General features: G+C 70.6%; 22 protein-coding genes. 14 read left to right on the forward strand and 8 right to left on the reverse strand.

All coding sequences use genetic code 11. The features are described 5' to 3' along the window. Both PAI11_RS27905 and PAI11_RS18165 read right to left on the reverse strand, forming a co-directional pair. Nucleotides 1–345, reverse strand: a 345-nt coding sequence (locus tag PAI11_RS27905; protein WP_211656629.1) for a helix-turn-helix domain-containing protein, incomplete at its 3' end; no start/stop codon positions are given. Nucleotides 346–436: 91 nt separating this feature from the next. Next, nucleotides 437–793: a MerR family transcriptional regulator gene (locus PAI11_RS18165; RefSeq protein WP_040600894.1), complete on the reverse strand. Its 357-nt coding sequence runs from the start codon at nucleotides 791–793 to the stop codon at nucleotides 437–439. A 254-nt stretch (nucleotides 794–1,047) separates the two neighbouring features. Here PAI11_RS18165 and PAI11_RS18170 point away from each other — a divergent pair, with 254 nt between their 5' ends. The 11 genes from PAI11_RS18170 to mobF all read left to right on the forward strand — a co-directional run bounded on the left by PAI11_RS18170 (nucleotide 1,048) and on the right by mobF (nucleotide 10,405). After that, a complete protein-coding gene (locus PAI11_RS18170; RefSeq protein ID WP_138974408.1) occupies nucleotides 1,048–1,290 on the forward strand; it encodes a hypothetical protein in 243 nt (80 codons plus the stop codon). Nucleotides 1,291–1,643: 353 nt separating this feature from the next. Next, entirely contained in the window at nucleotides 1,644–1,772 is a 129-nt protein-coding gene (locus tag PAI11_RS28355) for a hypothetical protein (RefSeq protein ID WP_280109763.1), read from the forward strand. 203 nt (nucleotides 1,773–1,975) lie between these two features. After that, entirely contained in the window at nucleotides 1,976–2,533 is a 558-nt protein-coding gene (locus tag PAI11_RS18175; protein WP_050897307.1) for a thermonuclease family protein, read from the forward strand. 25 nt (nucleotides 2,534–2,558) lie between these two features. After that, nucleotides 2,559–2,942 carry a single-stranded DNA-binding protein gene (locus PAI11_RS18180; RefSeq protein WP_007577523.1) on the forward strand — a complete coding sequence of 128 codons (384 nt, stop codon included), beginning with the start codon at nucleotides 2,559–2,561 and terminating at the stop codon, nucleotides 2,940–2,942. A gap of 146 nt (nucleotides 2,943–3,088) precedes the next feature. After that, the gene (locus PAI11_RS25935) at nucleotides 3,089–3,382 is read left to right on the forward strand and encodes a helix-turn-helix transcriptional regulator (RefSeq protein ID WP_007577525.1); all 294 of its coding nucleotides are present in this window, start codon (nucleotides 3,089–3,091) and stop codon (nucleotides 3,380–3,382) included. 387 nt (nucleotides 3,383–3,769) lie between these two features. Next, nucleotides 3,770–4,795 carry an ArdC family protein gene (locus PAI11_RS18190; protein WP_007577527.1) on the forward strand — a complete coding sequence of 342 codons (1,026 nt, stop codon included), beginning with the start codon at nucleotides 3,770–3,772 and terminating at the stop codon, nucleotides 4,793–4,795. Continuing rightward, entirely contained in the window at nucleotides 4,792–5,271 is a 480-nt protein-coding gene (locus tag PAI11_RS18195; protein ID WP_007577529.1) for a hypothetical protein, read from the forward strand. The genes PAI11_RS18190 and PAI11_RS18195 overlap by 4 nt, the downstream gene beginning before the upstream one ends. Next, the gene (locus PAI11_RS18200) at nucleotides 5,178–5,948 is read left to right on the forward strand and encodes a hypothetical protein (RefSeq protein ID WP_138974409.1); all 771 of its coding nucleotides are present in this window, start codon (nucleotides 5,178–5,180) and stop codon (nucleotides 5,946–5,948) included. The genes PAI11_RS18195 and PAI11_RS18200 overlap by 94 nt, the downstream gene beginning before the upstream one ends. A 238-nt stretch (nucleotides 5,949–6,186) precedes the next feature. Beyond that, nucleotides 6,187–6,384: a hypothetical protein gene (locus PAI11_RS18205; protein ID WP_007577533.1), complete on the forward strand. Its 198-nt coding sequence runs from the start codon at nucleotides 6,187–6,189 to the stop codon at nucleotides 6,382–6,384. Nucleotides 6,385–6,511: 127 nt separating this feature from the next. Then, a complete protein-coding gene (locus PAI11_RS18210; protein WP_138974410.1) occupies nucleotides 6,512–6,736 on the forward strand; it encodes a hypothetical protein in 225 nt (74 codons plus the stop codon). Between the two features lie 339 nt (nucleotides 6,737–7,075). Continuing rightward, nucleotides 7,076–10,405: a MobF family relaxase gene (gene mobF, locus PAI11_RS18215; RefSeq protein ID WP_007577537.1), complete on the forward strand. Its 3,330-nt coding sequence runs from the start codon at nucleotides 7,076–7,078 to the stop codon at nucleotides 10,403–10,405. Between the two features lie 17 nt (nucleotides 10,406–10,422). Here the strand turns inward: mobF and PAI11_RS18220 are convergent, their stop codons facing one another. The 3 genes from PAI11_RS18220 to PAI11_RS18230 all read right to left on the reverse strand — a co-directional run bounded on the left by PAI11_RS18220 (nucleotide 10,423) and on the right by PAI11_RS18230 (nucleotide 14,003). After that, nucleotides 10,423–10,839, reverse strand: a complete 417-nt coding sequence (locus PAI11_RS18220; RefSeq protein WP_138974411.1) for a hypothetical protein — start codon at nucleotides 10,837–10,839, stop codon at nucleotides 10,423–10,425. A gap of 120 nt (nucleotides 10,840–10,959) precedes the next feature. Further along, nucleotides 10,960–12,639, reverse strand: coding sequence for a peptidase associated/transthyretin-like domain-containing protein (locus PAI11_RS18225; RefSeq protein WP_138974412.1), 1,680 nt, complete (start codon nucleotides 12,637–12,639; stop codon nucleotides 10,960–10,962). Nucleotides 12,640–12,725: 86 nt separating this feature from the next. Continuing rightward, nucleotides 12,726–14,003, reverse strand: coding sequence for a hypothetical protein (locus PAI11_RS18230; RefSeq protein WP_040600897.1), 1,278 nt, complete (start codon nucleotides 14,001–14,003; stop codon nucleotides 12,726–12,728). 353 nt (nucleotides 14,004–14,356) lie between these two features. Between PAI11_RS18230 and PAI11_RS27455 the strand changes: the two genes are divergently transcribed. From PAI11_RS27455 to PAI11_RS18245, 3 genes are all read left to right on the forward strand, one after another. Further along, a complete protein-coding gene (locus PAI11_RS27455) occupies nucleotides 14,357–14,977 on the forward strand; it encodes a hypothetical protein (protein ID WP_007577543.1) in 621 nt (206 codons plus the stop codon). After that, nucleotides 14,974–16,107: a helix-turn-helix domain-containing protein gene (locus PAI11_RS18240; RefSeq protein WP_050897308.1), complete on the forward strand. Its 1,134-nt coding sequence runs from the start codon at nucleotides 14,974–14,976 to the stop codon at nucleotides 16,105–16,107. The genes PAI11_RS27455 and PAI11_RS18240 overlap by 4 nt, the downstream gene beginning before the upstream one ends. A gap of 194 nt (nucleotides 16,108–16,301) precedes the next feature. After that, on the forward strand, nucleotides 16,302–16,964 hold the full coding sequence (locus PAI11_RS18245) for a hypothetical protein (protein WP_040600898.1): 663 nt from the start codon (nucleotides 16,302–16,304) through the stop codon (nucleotides 16,962–16,964). Between the two features lie 34 nt (nucleotides 16,965–16,998). Here the strand turns inward: PAI11_RS18245 and PAI11_RS18250 are convergent, their stop codons facing one another. From PAI11_RS18250 to PAI11_RS18260, 3 genes are read right to left on the reverse strand one after another with little or no spacing between them, the layout of a single operon-like run. Next, nucleotides 16,999–18,720, reverse strand: a complete 1,722-nt coding sequence (locus tag PAI11_RS18250; RefSeq protein WP_007577549.1) for a type IV secretory system conjugative DNA transfer family protein — start codon at nucleotides 18,718–18,720, stop codon at nucleotides 16,999–17,001. Continuing rightward, nucleotides 18,717–20,081 (reverse strand): hypothetical protein, encoded by a 1,365-nt coding sequence (locus tag PAI11_RS18255; RefSeq protein WP_040600899.1) that lies wholly within the window; start codon nucleotides 20,079–20,081, stop codon nucleotides 18,717–18,719. The genes PAI11_RS18250 and PAI11_RS18255 overlap by 4 nt, the downstream gene beginning before the upstream one ends. Further along, nucleotides 20,078–21,583 carry an SCO6880 family protein gene (locus PAI11_RS18260; RefSeq protein ID WP_007577551.1) on the reverse strand — a complete coding sequence of 502 codons (1,506 nt, stop codon included), beginning with the start codon at nucleotides 21,581–21,583 and terminating at the stop codon, nucleotides 20,078–20,080. Before PAI11_RS18260 ends, PAI11_RS18255 begins: the two co-directional genes overlap by 4 nt. Between the last annotated feature and the right edge of the window lie 341 nt (nucleotides 21,584–21,924).

The following is a 21,924-nucleotide window of genomic DNA, read 5'->3' on the forward strand; positions in this document are numbered from 1 at the left end:
TGGCCGATCGAGGACCCGCGCGAGCCGATCCACGTGCTCCTGCCGTCGACGCTGCTTCCCGGACGGCTCCCAGCGCAGTAGCGAGGCCTGGCTCGCGCCGACCTCCCACGCCAGCTTCTCTCGGGTCCATCCCGCATCTAGCCGCGCGCGATGCGACGGACTCCTCGCGTCGTCAGAACCCGAGCCCACGCTACGACTGCCGGTCGACACTGGGACCTCGTCTTCCCGGCCGGGGGCAAGCTCGTCCGCCGGCCGGTCGAGGACCCGCGCGAGTCGATCGACGTGCTCCTGCCGTTGCGGCTGCTTCCCAGACAGCTCCCAGCGCAGCATTGAGGCCGGGCTCACGCCGACCTCCCACGCCAGCTTCTCGCGCGCCCATCCCGCGTCCAGCCGCGCGCAAGGCAGCGGACTTCTCGCGTCAGAACGCGAGCCCACGCTACGACCCCCGGTTTAGACCGGGATCCGGGGCACCGGTGCTGACCGGGGCGTACGCGAACGGCGCGCCGTCGAACAGGACCCATTCGGGGTAGTACAGACCACCCGCTGGCCGCCCCGGCACTGCAGGCGCCGGCTCGTCCGAGACGCCCGCATTATCGGTGAAGGGCTGCAGGGACCCGCGGGTCACGCGGAGCTCGCGGTGCCCGAGGACGAACGCCTCGAGCGTCCCGCTCTGGATCCACCGTCGGATCGTCTGCGGGTGCTTGCCGACGAGTTCGACCGCGGCCTTGAACGTCACCGGCCGGTCCAGGCGGCCCGCCAGGGAGCCGGGGGGCGGCTCCTGGTCGTCGGTCATCGCTGCACCGTAAGGCGGCCCAGGACGGGGCTGGGCGCGCGACGGTTCGCGGAGGGGAGGACACGAACCGTCGCCGCGGCGGCGCCCAGGACGACATGCACCCCATGACCGCGCAGGGCCTGAGCCACGGCGTGGGGGAGAGCGATACGTCAGGGGGCACTGTACGGCCCACTCGCCGGCCTTCGGCGCCCTGCGGGCGCTCCCCGCGCTGCGCGCGGCTCCGGCCGGCTCGTCGGGCCGTCCGGTCGTGTCCCATGACTTCTCTCCTCCCCCCGAGCACCGCACCGCAGGACCTTCAGGACGCGCCGGTGGTGCTGCATGACGTCGCCGACACCGCGAAGAAGCTGCTGGACCTCGCCAGCCGCACCAGCCGCGCCACGCAGCTGCACCCCGAGGACGAGCGCTACGCTGAGATCGCCGAGGCGATCTCCGACGCGGCGGTCGCCGCGCACCACGCAGCGTCGCTGATCGTCGAGGCGGCCGCGAGGCGTTGGTGAACACCGGCGGTCACAGATCGCCGGCGTCGTTCGAAGAACCCCAGAACCGCCCGTCAGGTCGTCCGCGGCGGCCGGGCGGTGTGCGACGCTGGCGGTGTTCCTCTTGTTGTTGGGTTGCACTTTCAACGAAGGACCCGACGGCCCGCCCTTGGCGGGCCGTCGTCGTTCCTGCCGGCCTGTCCGCTGACGCGGACGGGCCTCTTGAGGGGTGGTCTCCTCCGCCCCACCCGGATTGAGTGGGGCGTTCGGGGGAGCGGGGACGGCTCGTCCGGCGGGTCCTTCGGGGAGACGTTCCGTCCTTCGCCGCGGGGCCGTGGGATCGCGGGGCGCAACCCCGCGACAAAGGAATGACGATGACCCCGAAGGACCCGCCTTACGAGCCTGTCGAGAGCAGCCGGACGAGGCGCCAGAAGATCACCGACGGCGTGTTGGTGGCCGTGATCGGCACGCTGATCCGGGAGGCCATGGACCGGCTGCTCTAGACACCCCGCACTCCCGAACACCTGAGCGCCTTCGGCGCCTGAGTTACAAGCCCGGACTTCGGGCGGGGGAGGCCATTTCAGCCCCCGCCAACGCACCCCCGCCGCCATGCGCAGCAACCTCTCCAGCGAGCCACTCGAGCCACCTCCGGCGGACTACTTGCTGCATTACGTTGGATACGTGTGTCTAAGTGCGCTAGAACTGGATGATGGTTGCTCTCGGCCTCTTCGGAACGCTGATCGGAATCGCCCGATGGACGTGGGCCGGTTTCAAGCTCCTTCTCGTCCTCTCGCCGATCTGGGTGACCGCCGCCCTGATCGCCAAGGCCAGTAGTAACAACGCCAGCGCCGACACCGTTGCCGTCATCCGCGCCGTCGACGGCGACACGATCATCGCCACGGTCAACCGCACCGACGAGCGGATCCGCGTCCTGGGCATCAACAGCCCCGAATCCGTCAAACCCAACGCACCCGTCGAGTGCTTCGGGCCGCAGGCCTCAAAGAACGCCAAGAGATGGGTCCGTACGCACCCCCGTGTCGTCCTCCGCACCGACCGCGCGGCGCCTGACCGCGACCGCTACGGCCGCCTGCTGCGCTACGTCGAGCCCACCGGCGGCGGCCGTGACCTTTCCACCGTCCAGGTCGCCGGCGGCTACGCCCGCGTCGCCGCCTACGACCAGCAGCTCACCAGGCTCGACGGCCTCAACGCCGCGCAACGCACCGCGAGACGCCACGACCGGGGCCTGTGGGGCCGCTGCGACTAGATCCCCAACCCGAAGGGCCCCGACCATGCAGTCCACCACCACCATCACCGGCCGCCTCGTCCAAGACCCCGTCGACGCGCTCAACGTCCGCAACGACAAGACCATCGCCGAACTGACCATCGCTGTGCGCGATCACCGCCTGCCTGATGACGTCCGCTTCATCGACGTCCCGCAATGGGAAGATGCCGCGGCGCGCGCCGCGCAGTACCTCCAGAAAGGCCGCTGGGTCACCGCCGAAGGCCTCCTCGACGCCCGCGCCTACATCGACAAGAACGGCGACCCCAAGATCGGCTGGACCCTCCGCCGCGCCCACATCGAATTCGGACCGCACCCCATCGCCGACGCCAACACCGAAGACCGCGACCCAATCCCTGCGGGCGCCGGCGCCGACGACGACATCCCCTTCTGATCTGGGAGCTCCCCCCGGTCGCGTTCCGAACGGCTCCCACCACCGAACCGGCGTGGGTACCCCGTGAGAACGACCGTCCGATCGCGACACCACGCAGACCCCGACGCTCCACGGTGGCGTCGGGGTGATCCGTAAGGATCGACCAGGTGAACGGCACCGAGAACACCCCCGGCCTCGAAGCGTTCGCGACCCGCGCGGCCGCCGCGCGCCGTGCCCACGCCGCGCTCGAGAAGGCCGGCGGCCTGATCAGCCTCACCGAGATCGCCGAGCGCTGGGGCGTCGGGAAGCAGACCGTCCGCAACCACTACGAGCGCCGCGAAGGGTTCCCCGAACCCGTCGCCACCCACGGACGCACCGACCTCTGGCTTACCGCCGAGATCGAACACTGGCGCGCGACGCCCCGCCGCCGCGGCCGCCCGCCAAAGAGCCCCGCCACCTAGCCCCGCCACGCAGCTGCCGGCGGCTCTCCGCCCACGGGACGTTCACCAACGGCAGTGATGGAAGCGTCCCGGCAGGGACAACCCGTGGGTGGGCCCCTCCGGGGACCGAGAGAGCGCCGACCAGGAGCACCGGCCGTGGCGCGCGCGACTTCGTCACGCCAGGCAGCACTGGGGGAAACCCCCAGCCCCCCGAGCAGGGACCAAGCGCCCCCGAGAGCCCACGAAATGTACCTTAAAAAGGGTTGCGTGAGTCACCTATTTAGTGTAGACTGCAAGCAGCAGCAACCCCAACAAAGAACCCCCCGGATCCGCGCTAACGGACACCGGGGGGAGGCCCGCCCTTCGCGCTAACGGAGGACGGGCGACACACCGGAGATAGGACCTCCAATGCCGACCCAGGCTACCGCCCCCAAGGCGACCAGCAGCACCGAGACGACCCGCAAGCGCAAGCGCGACCGCGTCGACGCGTACAAGATGGCCGCCGACGCCGTCCTCGAGGCGATGGACCGCGGCACGATCCCGTGGCGGATGCCGTGGACCCAGGGGCCCGGCGCGATCCCGCGCAACCTGGCCAGCGGCCGCCCGTACCGTGGCATCAACGTCTTCCTCCTGGCGATGGCCGGGTACGCGTCGCCGTTCTGGCTGACGTTCAAGCAGGCCAAGACGCTGGGCGGCCAGGTCCGCAAGGGCGAGAAGTCGACCCCCGCGATCCTCTGGAAGCAGACCAAGAAGCGCCTGAAGACCCCCGCGGACGTCGCGGCCGCCAAGGCCAACGGCGACACGATTCGAAAGGACGAGCGCGGGCAGTACGTCCTGCTGATCCTCGCGCGCACCTTCGCGCTGTTCAACGTTGCACAGGTCGACGGCCTGACGAACGTGCCAGAGGTCGAGCAGATCGGCGAGGGCGAGTGGAGCCCCGCCGAGACGGCCGAGGCGATCGCCGCCGGATATGAGGACGGCCCGAGCATGGGGGAGGGCGGCGACTCCGCCTCCTACAACCCCGCCCGCGACCACGTGCAGATGCCCGACCGCGGTCGCTTCACCGAGGCCACCGACTGGCACGCGACCCTCTTCCATGAGCTGGCGCACTCCACTGGCCACGCGGACCGCCTGAACCGCCCGGACCTCGTCGACCCGTCGGCGACGTTCGGGTCCAAGAAGTACGCGCGGGAGGAGCTGACCGCAGAGATGGCGGCCGCGATGCTCTGCACCGTCGCCGGGATCGACGCCGCCCCGCTGACGGAACGCCACGCCGCCTATGTCGAGCACTGGGCCGAGCGGATCGGCGAGGACCCCAAGCTCGTCGTCATCGCCGCACAGCGCGCCCAGAAGGCGTGCGATCTCATCCTCGGCCCCGACCAGGACCAGGACGCGGAGACCACGGCCGCTCCGGCCGCGGAGGTCGCCGCATGAGCACCGAGACCACCACGGGCGCCGCCACCACGGCGGCGCCCACGGGGGCGCCCGGCGTCGACGCGCCGCGCATCCCGCTGCAGCACCTCACCGGCGAGGCCGCCCAGGAAGCCCGCCAGGTCGGCGCGCGACGCCTGGCCGAGTACGACCGCCTCGCCGACGCCTCCGGCCTCTACGGCTCCAGCAGCGGCCCGGATCGCGTCACCCGCGAAGACGTCCGCCCCGGCGGCATCACGTTCTACGTCTACGACGCCGCCGCCGTGGCGTCGGACCGGGCGTGGCACACCTACTGGCGCGCGAACACCAACGAGCGCGGCGCCTACGACCAGCATGACCCCGCGAAGATGGCGGCCGCCCCGCCCCGGCCGTCCTACGGGATCGCGTGCGTGGCGACCGGCACGTGGACGCAACTGCGCGCGTGGCTGCAGGCGCCCGAGCAGGCGTCGATGTTCGACCTCCTCGGCGGTGGCGCATGAGCGCCCCCGGCCGCGGCGCCGTGCGCGACGCGCGGCGCGACGTCGCCGCGTCGCTCGCCGCGCTCGAGCGCGCATGCGACCGCCACGAGGTCGTCGAGCTCGACGGGTGGGCGCCGCTGCCCTCCGTCGCCGAACTCGCCGTCCAGATCGCCGGCGTCGAGCCCGTCGCCCCGACCGCGCGCTACCTCCTGCTCGACGACACTGAGCACGACCTCATCACCAGCGTCCTCGACGACGCCGCCCGCGTCGGCCACCAGGACCACGCGGACGCCTGGCGCGCGGGCTTCGCCCCGTGCGGCGCGGCGATCGTCCACGGTCTCACCGACGCCGGGCACCTCCTCGGCCTCCCGCCGACGGATGACGCGCGACGTTGGATGGCTGACCGGCTGCGCGCGCTCTGCGCGGCCGCGCAGCATGGCCGCGTGCTCGGCTGGGCACCCCGGAACTTTGCCGAGCGCCTCGCCGCGCGCATCGAGAACGAGGACCTCCCCGCAGGCGAACCCGGATCCGTGCGCGTCGGTGCCGACGACCTCCGCGTGCTCCTCGACGCCGCCGAGGGCGCCGCCGGACGCTCGCCCCAGACCGACGCCGACCGCGCATGGATCGACGCGATCGCCGACGTCGTCGACCGCGTCGGCACCCTGGCCGCCCACACCTGGACGGACCACGGCCAGTGACCACCGCGCACACCACCGCGGGGTGCGCGCAGACCGCGCGCACCCCCTGCGCGCACGACGCCCCCGCCGCGCGCACCCGCGCGCAGCCTCTACGCCTGCCGTCGCGCGGCACGCCCCGGCGGTCCTTCTCGCGCGCCGAGATCGCCGTTCCTGACCGCAGATTCGCGATGCGCGCGCACCACGAACACGGTGCGCGCAGTCACGGCGCCGGTGCGCGCACCGACGGTCGGCGCCCGCGATGACGCTCCACGGGATCAAGCCCGGCGACCTCGTCCTCTGCGACGTGCGCGGCGCCCGCTTCCACGCCCGCGTGGACTGCAGGCCCGTCGACGGCGGCCTCACCGTCCAGCCGATCGAACGCCACATCACCACGCGCACCGTCACCGCGCGCCAGGTCCTCGCGCACTGGCGACGCAGCGCACGCAGCCAGACCTGACCGCCCACCCCGCCCGCCGGGGCGGGCGGGGCACGCGGGGCGCCGTTCAGATGCAGCCCGCGGCCACAGCCGGAACATGCGAGGCCCTGCACTGCCCCTAGAGAGCCGGCGGGGCTACAGTCAGCCCGTGCCGTTAGTGGTCACCGAGGTCGTCCGGTTCGAGGCCCTCCCGCTCGAGGCCCGCGGCTCCCGCCGGGTCATCGTCCGCTGGTCCGACGGCAGCGTCGGCGAGGCGCTGCGCTGGTACGACGACGAGGTCCTCGTCAGCGAAGGCGACGTCCTGGGGAAGACCCAGACGGAACTGCGGCAGCTCCACGGCCGCCGCGACCGCGACTGGCTCCGCGGAGACTGACCCGAAGGCGGAGGGCTGATCCGCCGGCGACCACCAGCGCCCCACCACGCGTTGGCGACACGAGGTCAGAACCTCGAACTACCTCTCGCGCCAGCAGCACCGCACCAACGGCGCCACCGCACCCAGCGAGCTCCAGCGCTCCTGACGTCGCATCTCGCACCAGGCGAGCCACGAGCGACCACGCACTTCGCGCCCGCCCAGCACCACACCACGACTGCTGAGCTCTCGAGCGCAAAGTGACTGCCGTGCGTCGCCTGCTCGCTAGAGCTCCCAAACGACGCACACACAGTTGCACCCAGCCTGTGCAGCTATGCGCGCAATGCGCGCTATATTGCTTATGTGCTTTCGATCGGCAAGATCGCCCCCGGGCAGCACCGCTACTACGAGCAGCAGGTCGCCCGCGGCCGCGACGACTACTACTCCGGCAAGGGCGAAGCCCCCGGCGAATGGACCGGCGCCGCAGCCGCCCGCCTGGGGCTCTCCGGCCAAGTCGACACCGAGCAGTTCAACGCGATGATCGAGGGAATCGATCCGTCCGATCCCGAGCTCGAGCGGCGGCTGAATCCGCGCGCGTCGACGTCGAAGGTCGCCGCGTACGACCTGACGTTCTCCGCCCCGAAGTCCGTGAGCGTCCTCTACGCCACCGCCGACGCCGCGACCGCCGCGGACCTCGTCGACGCGCATGAGCGATCGGTGCGCGCGGCTTTGCAGTACCTCGAGGACGAGGCCGTGAAGGTCCGCCGCGGGAAGGCCGGCGCGGTGGTGCAGCCTGGGGGAGGATTGATCGCGGCCGCGTACCGACACCGGATGGCGCGCTCGCTGGATCCGCAGCTGCACACCCATGTGGTGTGCGCGAACCTCTCCGAAGGCCCCGACGGCCGCTGGACTGCGCTGCACGCCCGACCGATCTACCAGCACGCCAAGGCCGCCGGCACGCTCTACCAAGCGCATCTGCGCGCCGAGGTTCGCGAGCGGCTCGGCCTTGAATGGGGCGACGTGCACAAGGGCGCTGCGGAGCTGCGCGCGATCGACGCGCAGGTTCTCAAGGCGTTCTCGCGCCGGCGGGAGCAGATGAAGGAGCTCGCCGCCGCCGGCGGCGTTGGACTCGACACCAAGGCCAGTGCAGAGGCGGCCGCGCTGGGCACCCGCGACCGCAAGAGCTACGACGTCGACACGGTCACTTGGCGCGAGGAGGTCCGCGCCCGCGCCGAGGACCTCGGGTTCGACGACCTCGCCATCACCGAGCTCCTGCTCGACGGCCGCGACCGCTTGCAGGTCGAAGCGCCGGCGTCGGCCGAGGGCGACCTCGTCGAGCTCGGGGCGGAGCTGACCGGCGACAGCGTCGCGCGCCCGAACCTCACCGCGTTGCAGAACTCGTTCGGGACGCGCGAGGCGATCGTCGAGGTTGCCTCCGCGCACCCGCAGGGCGCGCGCGTCAGCGAGATCCGCGCGCGCACCGCCACGGTGCTCGAGCGCCAGGACGTCCACGAGCTCGCACCCGGCCAGGGCGGCCCGGCCGACGAGGCGCGGTTCACGACCACCGACCAGGTGACGCTCGAGCGCAAGCTGATCGCGGCGGCCGTCCGCCGCGCGGACGCCGACGTCGCCGTCGTCGACGAGCGGACCCTCGAGCGCGTGCTGGCGGCCGCCGACCGCCCGCTGAACGAGGACCAGGAGCGCGCAGTGCGCGGCGTGACTCGTTCGGGCAACGGCGTCGATGTCGTCGAGGCGCTGGCGGGCACCGGCAAGACCTATACCGCCGGCGTGATCCGCCAGGCGTTTGAGCGCGCCGGCCACCACGTCATCGGCGCCGCCCCGACCGGGCGGGCGGTCCGCGAGCTCCACGACGAAGCAGGCCTGCCGTCCTGGACCCTCGACGGGCTCTTCCTCTCCCAGATGACCACCGACCAGCCGCTCCCCGACGGCACCGTCGTGCTGCTCGACGAAGCCGGCATGGCCTCCACGCGGACCTCGATGTGGCTGCTCGAGGCCGTCGAGGCGTGCAACGGCAAGGTCATCGCCATCGGCGACTCCGGCCAGCTGCCCTCCGTCATGGCCGGCGGCTGGATGCACGCCGTCGGACAACGCGTCGGGGACTACGAGCTGATCGAAGTCATGCGACAGCGCGACCCGCGCGAGCGCCGCGTCCTCGGCCTCCTGCACGACGGCAAGCCCGAGCCCTACGTCGACTGGCTGGACCGCAACGACCGCCTCTCCGTCCACCGCGAGCCCGCAGACGCACTCAGCCAGGCGCTCGAGGACTGGGTCGATGCGGTCGACGAGCACGGCCTCGACGGTGCGCTGCTGATCACCCGCAACAACGACACGCGCGCAGCGCTCAACGCCCGCGCACGCGCGATCCGCCACGGCCAAGGCGAGCTACAGAACCCGCGGACTTACGGGTCGATCGACATTGCCGTCGGCGACCGCGTGATCGCGCGGCGCAACGACCGGCTCGTCGACGTCGACAACGGCACGCGCGGCACCGTCACCGCCGCGCACCGCGGCGGGATCGTCGTGCAGACCGACTCCGGCAGCATGCGCCGGCTGCCTGCGGAGTACGTCGCCGAGCACGTCGAGCACGCATACGCGCTCACCGGCCACGGCATCCAAGGCGGCACCGTCGAGTGGGCCGGTGTCGTCGCCCAGCCGCGCGACCTGACCCGCGGCTGGGCCTACACCGCGCTGTCGCGTGCGCGTGGCGAGACCCACGCCTACGTCCAGGCCATCGACGCTGACCGCCAGGCGGAGCGCGACGACCTCGCGCCCCACGACGCCCAGGAAGACCGCACGCGCACCCGCGTGCTCGAAGAAACGAAGGCACGTATGAGCATCCGAGACGACGAGGACCTCGCCCTCGACCAACTCACCCACGCGCATGCCCCCGACCGCGACGAGCCCACGGTCGAGCGTACCGTCGTCGTCGATACGCAGAACGGCGAGGTCACGCCGATCGCTGACGACCTCGCGGCCGCGCCGACGGCCGCACGCGCGCGCCTGCAGCGCGCTGCGCGCGAACGCACGCGGCTGCGCACCATCCGCGACGGACTGCCGCTGCGCCCCCTCGAACGCCTCGACCGCGCGCAGGACCAGCGCGTGCGGACCCTCGAGCAGCGCGACAGCATGGCCCAGCGCTACGCGGACCTGCCCGCCCCACCCGAGCCGACCCTCCTGCGTCGCGCGCCGCGCGACGAGCAGGCCGCAGAGCGCACACGGCTGCGCGCTGGCCTTGCCGCCGCCGATGCCCAGCTGCAGGCCATCGACGAACAGATCGACACGCTGCGCGCACGAATCGGTGACCCCGAGGCATTGCGCGCGCAACGCCTCGAACTCGCTGACGCGACGAAGGCCACCGACCGCGACCACCAGGCGGCGCTCGACGAGCTCGTCGCGGCCGAGATCCGCGAGCAGCCCGCTTGGGCCACGCGCAACCTGGGAACTCGCCCGAACACCCCTGCCGAAGTTGAGGCCTGGGACCGCGCTGTCCGAGACGTCACCGAGGCCCGGCTCACCGGAGACCCCGAAGCCGTCATCGACGGGCTCGGGCCCGAGCCCACCGATCGCGAAGCCCGCCGGCTCTGGCAGGACGCGCGCGAGCAGCTCGAGCGGTCCCAACGCGCGCTCGGCCGCGAGGCCGAAGGTCCGGTTGGGCTGGACCGCAGCCGCTGATCAGACCGCCCGTACTGTCACATCCACCGCGTGAAGCGAAGGCTGATCTTGCCCTTGGTGATGTGCCAGCGCGCGCCCTTGGGACTGGCCGGGTCCCCTGCGACGCGTTCGACCTCCCAGTGCTGCTTGGCCCAGTAGTCGCGGTCGTCGGCGAACCACAAGTTCGAAGGAAGTGTGTTCTGGGTTGGGCTCGATGCGCCGACCTGGAGCATCATCCCGCCGATGATTGACGTGGTCTTCTTACACGTCATCCCGCGGACGGAGATTTTGTTCACCGCCTGAAGCACCGTTGGCTGTGCGCTGCGCTGCAGCACCCGCTGGACGACTCCGTCGCAGGTGCGGCTCTGGGCCGCGGATGCCGGTGCTGCGGCAACGCCGGCACCGGTCATTGCGGCGAGGGACAGGACGACAGCTCGGGACTTGGCCGATCGCATCTGGGGGGCTCCTGGGGGATTGGAGTGGACCCCGCAACCGTATCCGCTTCGTTCCGAGACGAACGCAAACGACGGAGGGCCGCCTCGTGGCGGCCCTCCTTATTGCGCCGGCTTCCGCGGTCAGCGGACGCGGATCCGCACCGTGCTTGACGGAGACCCCGCGTACGGCCACGGTGTAGAGCTCGTGGGGCGCGCACGAGCGCGGAACTTGTAGACGCCGCGGCCATCCTTGCCGAACTTGTAGGTCGCGGAAAAGCGACCGTTGGCGGAGGTCGAAACTGCCGAGAAGACGCGCCACTTCCCACCGGAATAGACCTCCAGGACCGCGGGGACGCCAGCCGCCTGATCACGCAACGCACCCGTGAAGCGGACCGCTCGGCCAGCCCTGATGGTCTTGCGGTTTGCGCGCAGGCGCAGCGTGGAGCGCACGAGCATCCGGGCGCCGGCGGTGACCGTCGGTCGCTCGTCGTTGACCCGGGCGAGGGTTCCGATCTGCACGTCCCTCGAGCCCGCGTTCCGCGGCAGCTTGAAGCTGTAGCGCCCGTTCTCGTTCGTGCGGGTGTCGAGGCGGATCGGCGCGGCCCCGCCGCGCGTGACCGTGGCGGTGAGGACGACGGGGGCGTTGGGAATGATCCCCTTCGTGCTCTTGTTCGTGACTCGCCCGGTGACGGTCACCCCGCTCTTTGTGGCGTAGCTGCCCTTCCAGAGCGACGAGGCGGGCTTGCTTTTGCATGCGGCCCGGTGGCGCTTGCGGTAGCTCGCGGTCTTGCAGCGCTTCGAGGGCTTCCTCGCTGTCGACGGCCAGGTCGCCGTGATTTTGGCGTCGTCGGTGGCGCCGGGAACGATCGGATCCCCGCGGAGTTCGTCGGGCGAGCCGGGGCCGATCGGCGTGTTGGCGACGAAGATCGTGGTGTCCCAGAGCGTCGACTGGTTGCCGGACGCATCGGTCGCAACGAGCTTCGCCGTGTGCCGACCGTCGGCGATGTGCGTCGTGTCGACTGCGATGTCTGCGTCCTGGGTCAGCGGGCAGGGGACGACCTTCGTCGTCGGTTGCGGCGAGCACCCGGGGCCGGTACCGACGGTCGTACCGTCGATCTGCAGGCTCACCGCCTTGATCCCCGACCCGGTGTCATCTACAAGGACGTGGACGTTGGACGTGCCTTTCGCGGCGGTCCGGGGGGCACCTGCGGCGGTCAGGGATCCGGTGACCTGCGAACGCGCTTGGGGCGAGGTGTCGTCCTGCAAGGTCACGGTGCCACCGGTATCGCTGACGTCCGCGGTGAACTCGCAGAGGGTGAAGTCGGGGCGCTCATCAACGCACGCCGCTGAGGCGGTGATCTGCTTCGCTCCGGCATACACCGGCACGTCGGTGATCACCGGGGGGCACCCGAGATTGATGCACTGGACCGGGAAGTTCCCATTAGGCGTGGCGCCCGCGTTGAAGTGGATCCGCTCGGTGTTCTCCGTTGTCTTTGCCGCCGTGAACCGCAGGCTTGGATGCCAGCCGGCGATCGTCGTGTTGTCTGGTGCCGTGAAGGTGATGCTTGCCGACGCCTGGCCTTGAACCCACGTCTGCTGGGGGAGGTTGGCGAAGATCCGGCCGCCGGGGCACGCACCTCCGGATGAAGTGCCCGGTGTGGTTGCTCCCGTCGACCAGTTCTCGGCGACGCCGGGCGTTCCGCAATAGGTCACGTCGTAGGTTCCTGCGCTCGCCGGCGTCGCGGCGAGGCCAATCACGGCCGACGGCCCGGCGGTCATCGAGAGAGACAGGAAGCACGGCGTGGCGAGCGCGATGAGCACGCCTACGAGGCGAAGCCGCCTACGGGTCAGGAGCATCGAGCACCTCTTGGTCTGGGGGACGGGACGGGGGCTCGACATCGGCAGGACTATCCGCCGAGGTAGTCGAACTCGTCGTTCGAGCTGGGCTTCTTGCTCGAACCGCCGCCAGACCCCGAGCCGCCGCTGGGGGCGGCAGGGGACGGAGACGGCGAGCTCGGGTTCGAGGGCGTAGGAGAAGAGGTGGAGGGCTGGGGGGCGGCTTGCGACGGGGCCGCGGTGGTGCCGCTCGACCCTGCTGGAGAAGCCCGGCGAGAGGCGGCACGGCGGGCAGCGTCGCGCTTGCGCTTGGCGGCCCGCGTACGTCGAGCGCGCTCGATCTCGGAGACGCGGCGATCGACCTGCCTGGCACCGGCGCTGTCGATGTAACGTCGCGATTGCTGCAGGAGCCCTCGAGCGCGGTCGAGGTCTCCGCGCTCGGCGGCCGCTCGGGCGCGCTTGACCAACGTCGTGGCAGCCGCGGCGCTGTAGGTCATGGCGGCCTCGGCGTCGCCGAGTCGCTCGGCATTTGCGATTGCCGCGCGATAGTCCCCGTGCTTCGCCGCCACCTTCATCGTGGTGCGCAGCTCCACCTTGCGCTCGCGTTCACGCTGCTGGTCCGCGACTCGGACGGTCGCCGCGGACGGCTGTGCTTGGGCCTGAGCGGGGGCCGACCGGTCGCCCGACGTAGCGATAATCCCGACGCCGGCCAAGAGCACAGCGATCGGCACGGCTACTGCGAGTGCCCGCCGACGTGGCCAAGGACCGCGTCGCTTTGGAGCTCGAGGGGTGTCGGCGCCGGCAAGGCCCGCGGCGACAGGCCGCTCTGGCGCGAGATCAGCATCGTCCTCGTCATCGACAACCCACGTGAGCGCGTCGTCGCGGACTTCGTCGTTACCGGAAGCCGGCTCACCGGCCGGGTCGGTCTCCAGGTCTTCGCCGACGACTCCTTCGATGGGCGCCTCGTCGGCCGCGTCGGGCTCTTCGTAACGGACATCGTCGTCCGCGGCCGCCTGGGCGGCCGCATCAGCGGCCAACATCCGCTCGAGCGGTCCTGGTTCGTGCGGCGCGAGCGGCGTGCCCCACTCCTCGGGGACGCTGTCGGGGATGTCGAGGACCTCCCCGTAGGCGTCCAGCGCCTCGAGTGGAACGAGTTCGGCCTGGAAGAGCGCGCCGAGCGTCATCACCCAGCGTTTGTCGACCTGCTGACCCACGATCTTGCCCTCACGGCAGTAGCGACGGATCTTGTCGTCGCTGATGGGCAGCTCGGGCGAGAAGTGCTCGACGAGCTTCCTGGCGTCTTGGACGGTGAAGAACCGGTCGGGTTCGGGGGACGAGTCGGGGGACATTCGACGACCGAGATCCTAGCGCACATAAGCGCACTTTGGTGAGTATAGGAACGCTTTTTGCCGCCTAGCCAACATCGCCTGGTGGAGAACGGATGGCTATGCGTGCGCTTCGTGGCCATCCTACGGGCCTCCGGCGTGCGACGGGGGTCACTCGAAGTAGCGCACGGGCGGCGATGTATGCGGCTGGCTTCTCCGGATCAGAAATAGTTAGGTTACGTAACGAGCCTTATCGAGCGCTGGCAACGAAGGATGGGTCTCGCTCCCCGCCGCAGCAACCGCTACAGTTTCCAGCGTCAAGTGCGCACGAAAGCTAAGAGCCTCCGATGATCGAACCCTCAGCCGCATCGAAAGAGATGCTCGCCCGACATGGGGTCTCCCCGTCCGTCATCGACGCCGCGGTCCGGCTGATCCGGTGCATCGAGCTGGCGTGCGACGACGTCGCCGAGACGACGGGCGAGGACCTCTACGACGACGCGACGTCGAGCGGATTGCTTCGGCACTTCCGATCGCGCAACCGCGCGATCGAGGAGTTCGCCGACGACGGCGAGGTCATGACGAACACCGAGCAGAACACGCTCGATCTCCTGATCGACGGGTCGAAGATCAAGTTCTACTCGGCCCGCAACGGCATCGACTCGCCGAACCTATTGGGCGGCAGTCGTATGAAGAAGTCCGTGGTGACCGAGATGCAGATGCAGCTCGACTACGGCGAGGTCGAGACCGAGGTCGCGCGCCGTCTCGTGCTGATGTACGAGGCCGACGACCGTGGGCTGCAGGCCGCTGCGCTCGGCGTGATGGCGAACGAGAACGCATGGTCCTGGCATGCGACGATGTTCGAGCGCGCGAGCACCCTGGCGGAGGCCAGCAGCCCCGCCGAGACGCCGGCGTACGACGAGCAGGTCGAGCCCGAGCTGCCGCCGATCGAGAAGCGCCGGGAGCCGCTGCGTCGAAGCGGCGAAGACGAGACGAAGTGACCCCCTCTCCCACGTTTGACCCGCGCCGCCTGACCCTCGCGCGGTGGTCGGCGGGCGTCACCAAACGGGAACTTGCCGAGCGCAGTGACCTCTCGCCGACGTCGATCACGCAGTACGAGGCTGGCCGCACGATGCCGCCGCCGGCGACGCTGGCGCGGCTTGCGCTCGCGCTTGGGATGCCGGTGGCGTACTTCGAGCGATCGCCGGGTCGCCGACGTCCTGATCCAGCGGCTCGTTCGTTCTTCCGTTCGCTGCGAACGACACCGCAACGGGACCGAGACCGCGCCGATGCTCTCGCCGAGCACCTCTTCGACCTCGCGGACTATCTCCATCAGCGCGTCACGCTGCCGGACCTCGACGTCCCCCGGATCACGCCAGAGACCGGCAGCTCCGAAGAGATCGAGGACATCGCGCGAGCCGTGCGCGACCACTGGCGACTGCCAGCCGGTCCCGTGGCACACGTAGTCCGTTCGCTCGAGGCTAACGGCGTGATCGTCGCACGGCTCGACAGCGGATCGAGTCGGCTCGATGCGTTCTCCCGATGGTTCGGCGACCAAGCCCTCGTCCTTCTATGGGCCGAGAAGGGCGATAAGGCGAGGTCGCGCTTCGATGCGGCGCACGAGCTCGGTCACTTGGTGATGCACAGCGACCCCGATCCACTCGACCGAGACCAAGAGCGGCAGGCCAACATGTTCGCGTCGGCATTCCTGATGCCAGCCGGTGAGATCTTGCCCTTCCTGCCGACAAAGGCACCGCGGCCGAGCAGCTGGGACGAGGTGCTTGAGCATCGGCGCCACTGGGGCGTGTCAGCGAAGGCCCTGCTGTTCCGAGCCCGGGAGCTCGGCACGCTCAGCGATGCTGCCTATCGCCGTTCGATGATCTCTTACAACCAGGCGGGGCTTTCGTCGAAGGACGGTTTGGCGCTCGGCGAGCCAGAGCAGCCGCTCATGCTCCGCCGAGCGGTCGTCGCGTTGGCAGCGGACGAGGACCCGACGCAGCTCGCAGCCGACGTGCTGGTCCCCGCGTCGATCGTGCGCGACATCGTGGGCGCCCCAACAGCCTTGCGATCCGATGCCGATGCCGTGACACGGTTGCGCCCGGTGCCGGAGCAATCCACGGGGGAAGGCTGAGCTTCCCGATCGCTCACGCGAGCGATCGCGCGCTGCGGAGGCGCTGCGGTCGAGTGCGGCCTTGCAGCTGAGCCGACCTCTCCGAAAACGAGGAAAGGCCCCGCGCAAACGAGGCCTTTCCATCCATGTGTCTACGAGGGGAGGCAGTGATGCCCTCGGTCTCGTAGCGCGCTCGCCCATTATAGGCTCGCGCGATGCCGCCTGCAACCCCCTTGAGTCTTGCGGATGTTCAAGCGGTTTTGAGCACCCCGCGATTCTCTACGTACCTCACCGCCGTGGGACACGATCAAGCCAAAGCGGTCGCTCTCTATGAATGGAACGCCAGAGTTTCTGCGGCGCTCATGCTTCCTGCCCACTTCGTCGAGGTCGCTGTTCGCAACGCAGTCGCAGATGTTCTCAAGGAGGTCTACGGCGACCGTTGGCCGTGGGATGGCAACTTCAGGAACACCCTTCCCCAGGGCGGCCCTCAGGGGGGCTACAACCAGCGCGCGGACCTGGTGAATACCGCCGGCGGCGCCGCGAACTCCCTGGACAAGGTGATCGCCAACATGAAGTTCGTCTTCTGGGAAAAGATGCTCACGAGTCGGCATGACGTGAGGCTTTGGACGCCCCACATTGGTTTGGCGTTCCCGAACTGCGCCGGGTCCCCCAGCGCCGTACGGGCCGCGGCGAACGCTGACCTTGAGCTGATTCGCCTCCTGCGCAACCGCATCGCTCACCACGAACCGATCATCAAAGTGGACCTCAGCAGAGCCTTGGCACGCATGATCGAGCTGATTCGCTTGCGGAACGAGGCCACCGCGCAATGGGTAGCGGACGTAGACGAGGCCAGCCAACTGATCTTGCAGAAGCCGTGAGGCACAGCTCCGAGTGCGACCGAGTGCCGCCTTCTTACGCAGCTAAGTCCTCTTCGTCGTATTCGACGCGGCCGCGGAGACGGTCGTCGAGGAACCACGGTCGGAGCGCTATCCGTGCGGGCGGCAGTCGGCCGTAGATCAGCAAGGCGGAGAACTCCCGTGTCTGACGCGCGACGGGTCCGTCGATCAAGGGTCGGAACGTGGTGCCGTACGAGGTCTGGCCGCCCATCGCGCCGCCCTGCGACCGGCTGACCGAGTCCACCTCTTCCTCTCCGGCGACGGTGCGGAGGTAGTTCAGGCCGGCTTCGTCGGCGATGCCGCCGGCGAAGATGCGGGCGACGTGGTTGGCGAGGATCGTCTCGGCCTTGTCCTTCCCCCACCGCTCCTGCAGCTGCGCGACGTTCTGGACTCCGGAGACGAGCTTGATGCCGGCGCCGGCGCCGGTCGACGCGATCCCGTCGAGGTCCGGCAGGGACGCGATGTTGGCGACCTCGTCGAGGGCCAGGAGCAGCGTGGAGCGCAGGCGGTTGTTGGTCTGGCGGGCGGCGTGGACGTAGGCGCCGTCGATCAGGTCGGTGAGCATCGCGACGAGGACCCCGCGGAGGCGTTCCTGTTCGTGCGCCGGGGCGATGACGTAGACGGTGTTCTTTCCGGAGAGGAGCCATTCCGGCGTGATGGGCTGGGTGAGCTCGTTGGCGAGGACCTCGGGGTCCTGATAGGGCTCGAGTCCTGCGGCGATCGTCGAGACGATGCTCGAGCGGGTGCGCTCCTCGGTGGCCCACACCGACCGGATCTGCGACAACGCTCGCGCGGCCTCGGCGGCGGGTTCGTGTTGCTTCAGTGCGTCCTCGACTTCGTCCTGCTCGCCGCTCTCGAGCCACTCCAGGACGAGCTCCATGCCGCCCTCGTCGACGTGGGCGGCGAGCAGCAGCGGGGCGAGCAAGCGAACGCCGGATTTGAGCCAGAAGTCGTGGTCTTTTTGGTTGGCGACGCCGCCCTGGTGCAGCAGCCGGTGGGCGGTCCGGCGGGCGGAGCGCCAGTCGCGGGCGGCGAGGACCGGCGACCAACCGGCGGTGGTCTCGTCGACGGCGCCTGTCGGGTCGAAGATCCGCACCTCTCCCTGATTGCGCCGCCACGGAAGCGTCAGCAGGAGGTCCTCTTTGACCGACGTCGCGATCACGGGTCCGTCGTGCTCGAGCAGCGCTGGGATCAGCGCGCCGGCGGTCTTGCCGGACCTCGTCGCGCCGACGATCAGGACCGAGGCCTCCTCGCCGGCGGCGAGCAGCTGGTCCTTGAACGTGCCCAGTGCGACGCGTCCGGGGTGCTTGTCGGGCTGCACCATCAGGGGTCGGAGGTCGCTGAGCTTCGCCCACTCGGCGAACCGGCCCGGCCGCTTCAAGATGCCCGGGGCGCTCCACCTCCGTGCGCGAGCGACCGTCCCGACCAAGACGATCGCGACCAGCGCGGCGACAACGAGGATCAGCAGCGACGCCCACATGCCGCCGGGCCCGGGAAGCTGCGAGCGCTGCGCGCCCCACGCTGCAGCCGGGTCGTGCAGGTGGACGAGCACGCGGGGGGCGGCCTTCCAGGACTCCCCAACGCTCGCGGGCGGCCCGTGTCCGGCGATCGCGGCGGCGAGGGCCCCCCAGGCCCACATCAGCAGGATCAGGCCGAGGATGACCACGATGAGTGCCACGGCGGCGCGGATCTGGCGGTCGTTGAGGCCTTCGGCTCGGGTGACGCGGCGGCTGCTCATGCCGGGCTCCTGGTGGTGCCGTGCTCTTGCATCGCGGCGTCGGTGTACGTGACGCTGCGTTCGTAGGCGGTGGTCTCGTGATGGACGTGCCAGAGCCGCGGTCCGATCTGCCAGAGCGCCTGGTCCTGACGCAGCGACATCAGTGTCTGCTCGACCGTGCTTCCGTGCCCGAGTCGGCTGGCGGTTTCGTGCGCGGCCTCGGGGGTCTTGTGCTTGAACATCACGATCGTGCCGGTGTCCTCGAAGAGGCCGTCGAGGAGCTTCGCCGCGGCGGTGCCGTCGGCGACGCCGGCGGAGATGTCGGAGAGCTTGTGAAACGCGAGAAGGTTCGCGGTGCCGGTGCTGCGGGAGAGCTTGTACTCCGACACCCACGTCTCCGCGATCCCCGGGATCGCGGCGGGGCGCCACGCCTCGTCGTTGTCGCGCTCGGTCTTCGGGACCGGGATACCGAGCCGCTCGCACTCCTCCGCCCGGGTCTCGTGCGCTTGGCGGAGAAACGCCATCCAGGCGACCATCAGGACGCCGAGGGCGAGGTTCTCGCGGACCTGGCTGAGGTCCAGCCGGACCGCGGGGGCGTTCCAGTTCAGCGCGGCGGTCGTCGGTCCGTCGAACATGCCCGACATCGGCCCGTCGACGAGCTGCTTGAGCGCCAGGCCGAGCTCGCGAAGCTCCTTCCGAACCTCGGCGTCGCTCTCCCCCACGACGCGGTCGGTGAGCCCGGCCGTCGGGGCGAGCAGCAGCTTGACCAGCTCGGGGACGGTCGGCTCGCGGTTCTCGCCGACCGCCGCGGCGGTGACGAGCTCCACGGCCGCATCGAGACCGGCACGCTCGGCGGGCGTGAGCGCCCGGCCGGTGGCGGCGCCGGCGACGCCGCGCATGAGCTCGTCGGCGACGGTGCCGTCCGGGCCCGGGCGCATCGGATTCAGACGCGTCGGGCCACCCCGGTAGAGGGCCAGCGACTCGCCATCGACGGCCTCCATGAGCGGTCCGTACTCGTCCTTGACGTCGGTGATCCCCACGCGCCGATCGCGGCGCAGCCGCTGGCGCAATGCACGGCGCTTGATCAGGCCACTCTTCCCCTGGCCCAGGGCGCCGAGGATCATCATGTTCGCGCCCATCGCGACACCGGCGTTGTAGGCCGCCCACGGGTCGTGCACGAACGCCGCGCCGCCGCTGAGATCCCGTCCGATGTAGATGCCGTGGGTGCCAAGCGTCGCCGACGCCCGGGCGGGATAGGTGGCCTGCAGGTGCGCGGTGGAGACCCGCCAGGCCTCCTGCTCGCCCCACACGCCCTTGCCGAGCGTCCACTCCAACGCCGGACCGACCCTGCGGCGCTTGGAGGTCGCCTTGTGGAGGTTCATCGGAGCCCCCGAGCGAGCGGCAGCCCGAAGGTCAGCGCCGAGGCCTGCGCGCCGTAGAGCCGTTCGATCCGGAGGTTGCAGCCCGAGGCCTGCATGCTCACGCGGTCGACCTCGGTCTCCAGAACGGACGGGTCGGAGCCGGGTGCGGAGACGATGATGTAGCCGACGAACCTGACGTCGGCGTGGCCGTCGGCGAGTTCGTCCTCGTGGTCGTAGCGCGACTGGTCGCGCTTTCTGACCCGCGACGACGTGCGCTTGCCGATGCTCCGCCGCGTCGCCTCCGCGGCCTCCGCCTCGGTGACGTCGTGCTCGGCCTTCCGCGCACCCGTCCGCGGCCCCCGGAGCTCCATGACCACCGCGGCGGTGCGGACAGCGCCGTCGGAGTCGACGAGGAGCGGGTCCAGGAACCCGGGCCCGACGCGCATACCGGGCCATGCCTCGACCCAGAGCGTCGCGTGCTGGGACCCGTCGACGATCACGCGGTTCCAGTGCTCCTCCCGGGCGGTCGGGGCGATCTGGCTCTCGTCCACGCTCTCGTCGGCCTGGAACGACTGCTCGAACGCCAGGCGCCCCCACGGATCCAGACCGGTTCGGAGCGCTGCGAGGTACGCGCTGGGGCTCAGGGCCGCGCGGACCTCCATGTGCGCGAGCTCGAGTTGCGACGCGACAAGTGCGAGCTCTTCCATCAACACCAGGTGCGGGGCGTCGCGGTTGCTCCACTTGCGCCGCTTGGCCTGCCGCCTGGCGGCCGCGCCGCGGACGAGAACGGTGACGAGCAGTTCGTGGTGGTCGGCCTGGCGCCCGGCGCCCTCGAGCAGTTCGAGATACGAGCGGGTGCGCGCGTCGTCGAACGAAACGTCTGCAGCACGGTGCTCGTAGAGGTCGCGGACGAGCGCGTCGGGGGCTTCGGGGAGCGTCCGCTCGACCCAGGCGACGCGACTGGTGGCCGCGCGGTCACGGGCCAGGCGGGCGAGCATCGAGCCGTAGTCGGCGACGATCCGGGCCTGCTCGTCCTCGCCCTCGAGGGTCCAGTTGGTGGTGCCGCGGACCAGCAGCGTCGCGACGTAGGTGTTGGCCTTGCGGTCGCGGATGACGCCCACGGGGGTACCGCGACGGTCGTGAGCTTCCCAGAGCTCAAGACGCCCGAGCTCGCCCGGAAGGTCGACGAGCTGCGAGAGCCTGCCCTTGCGCAGAAACGTCTCCGGTCGACGCGACCACCGCTGTACGCCGCCGGTCCGCACGGCGGCCCAGCGGACACCGATCAGCAGCCACTGGACGCCGGAGCGCCCGGCGATCGGCAGCCACGCCGCCGCGACGCCGACGCCGGCGATCACCAGCGCGGCCCCACCGCCAACGGCGGACTTCTGACTCATCAGCACGGCCAGCGACAGCGCGAGGAACGCGCAGAGCGCGACCACCTCGACCGCGCCGAGGCCGACGAAGACCCGCTCTTCCCGGGCGCCCAGGACATAGCTGGTGCGCGGGGTGTCGTTCGTGCTCATCTGGTGCTCACCATCGGTTGTAGGTCACGTCTTTTTGGGGGGCGGTTTGCGGCCCCCGCGGTTCTTCGGTCCAGCCGGCGGCCGGCCGGTGCTTCTCGGCGGTTCGCCCCCGGATCGGCGCGGCGCCGACCCGTTGCCGCGCCCGGCGCTGCCGCCCTTGGACGTCCCCGAATGACCGCCGCTGCGCGGCGCCGGGCCGCCCGTCGACGCCCCTCCCCCACCGCGTCGCCCACCGGCGCCGGAGGCGCCGGGAGCGGCCGGGTCGGCGTCGCTTCTCCGAGACGGTGCCGGCGAGGCACCACCCGAGGCCGCAGCGGCCCCACCGCCGGGGCCCGCCGCGC

The sequence above is a fragment of the Patulibacter medicamentivorans genome, from assembly GCF_000240225.1.
In the GTDB taxonomy this organism is placed as follows: Bacteria; Actinomycetota; Thermoleophilia; order Solirubrobacterales; family Solirubrobacteraceae; genus Patulibacter; species Patulibacter medicamentivorans.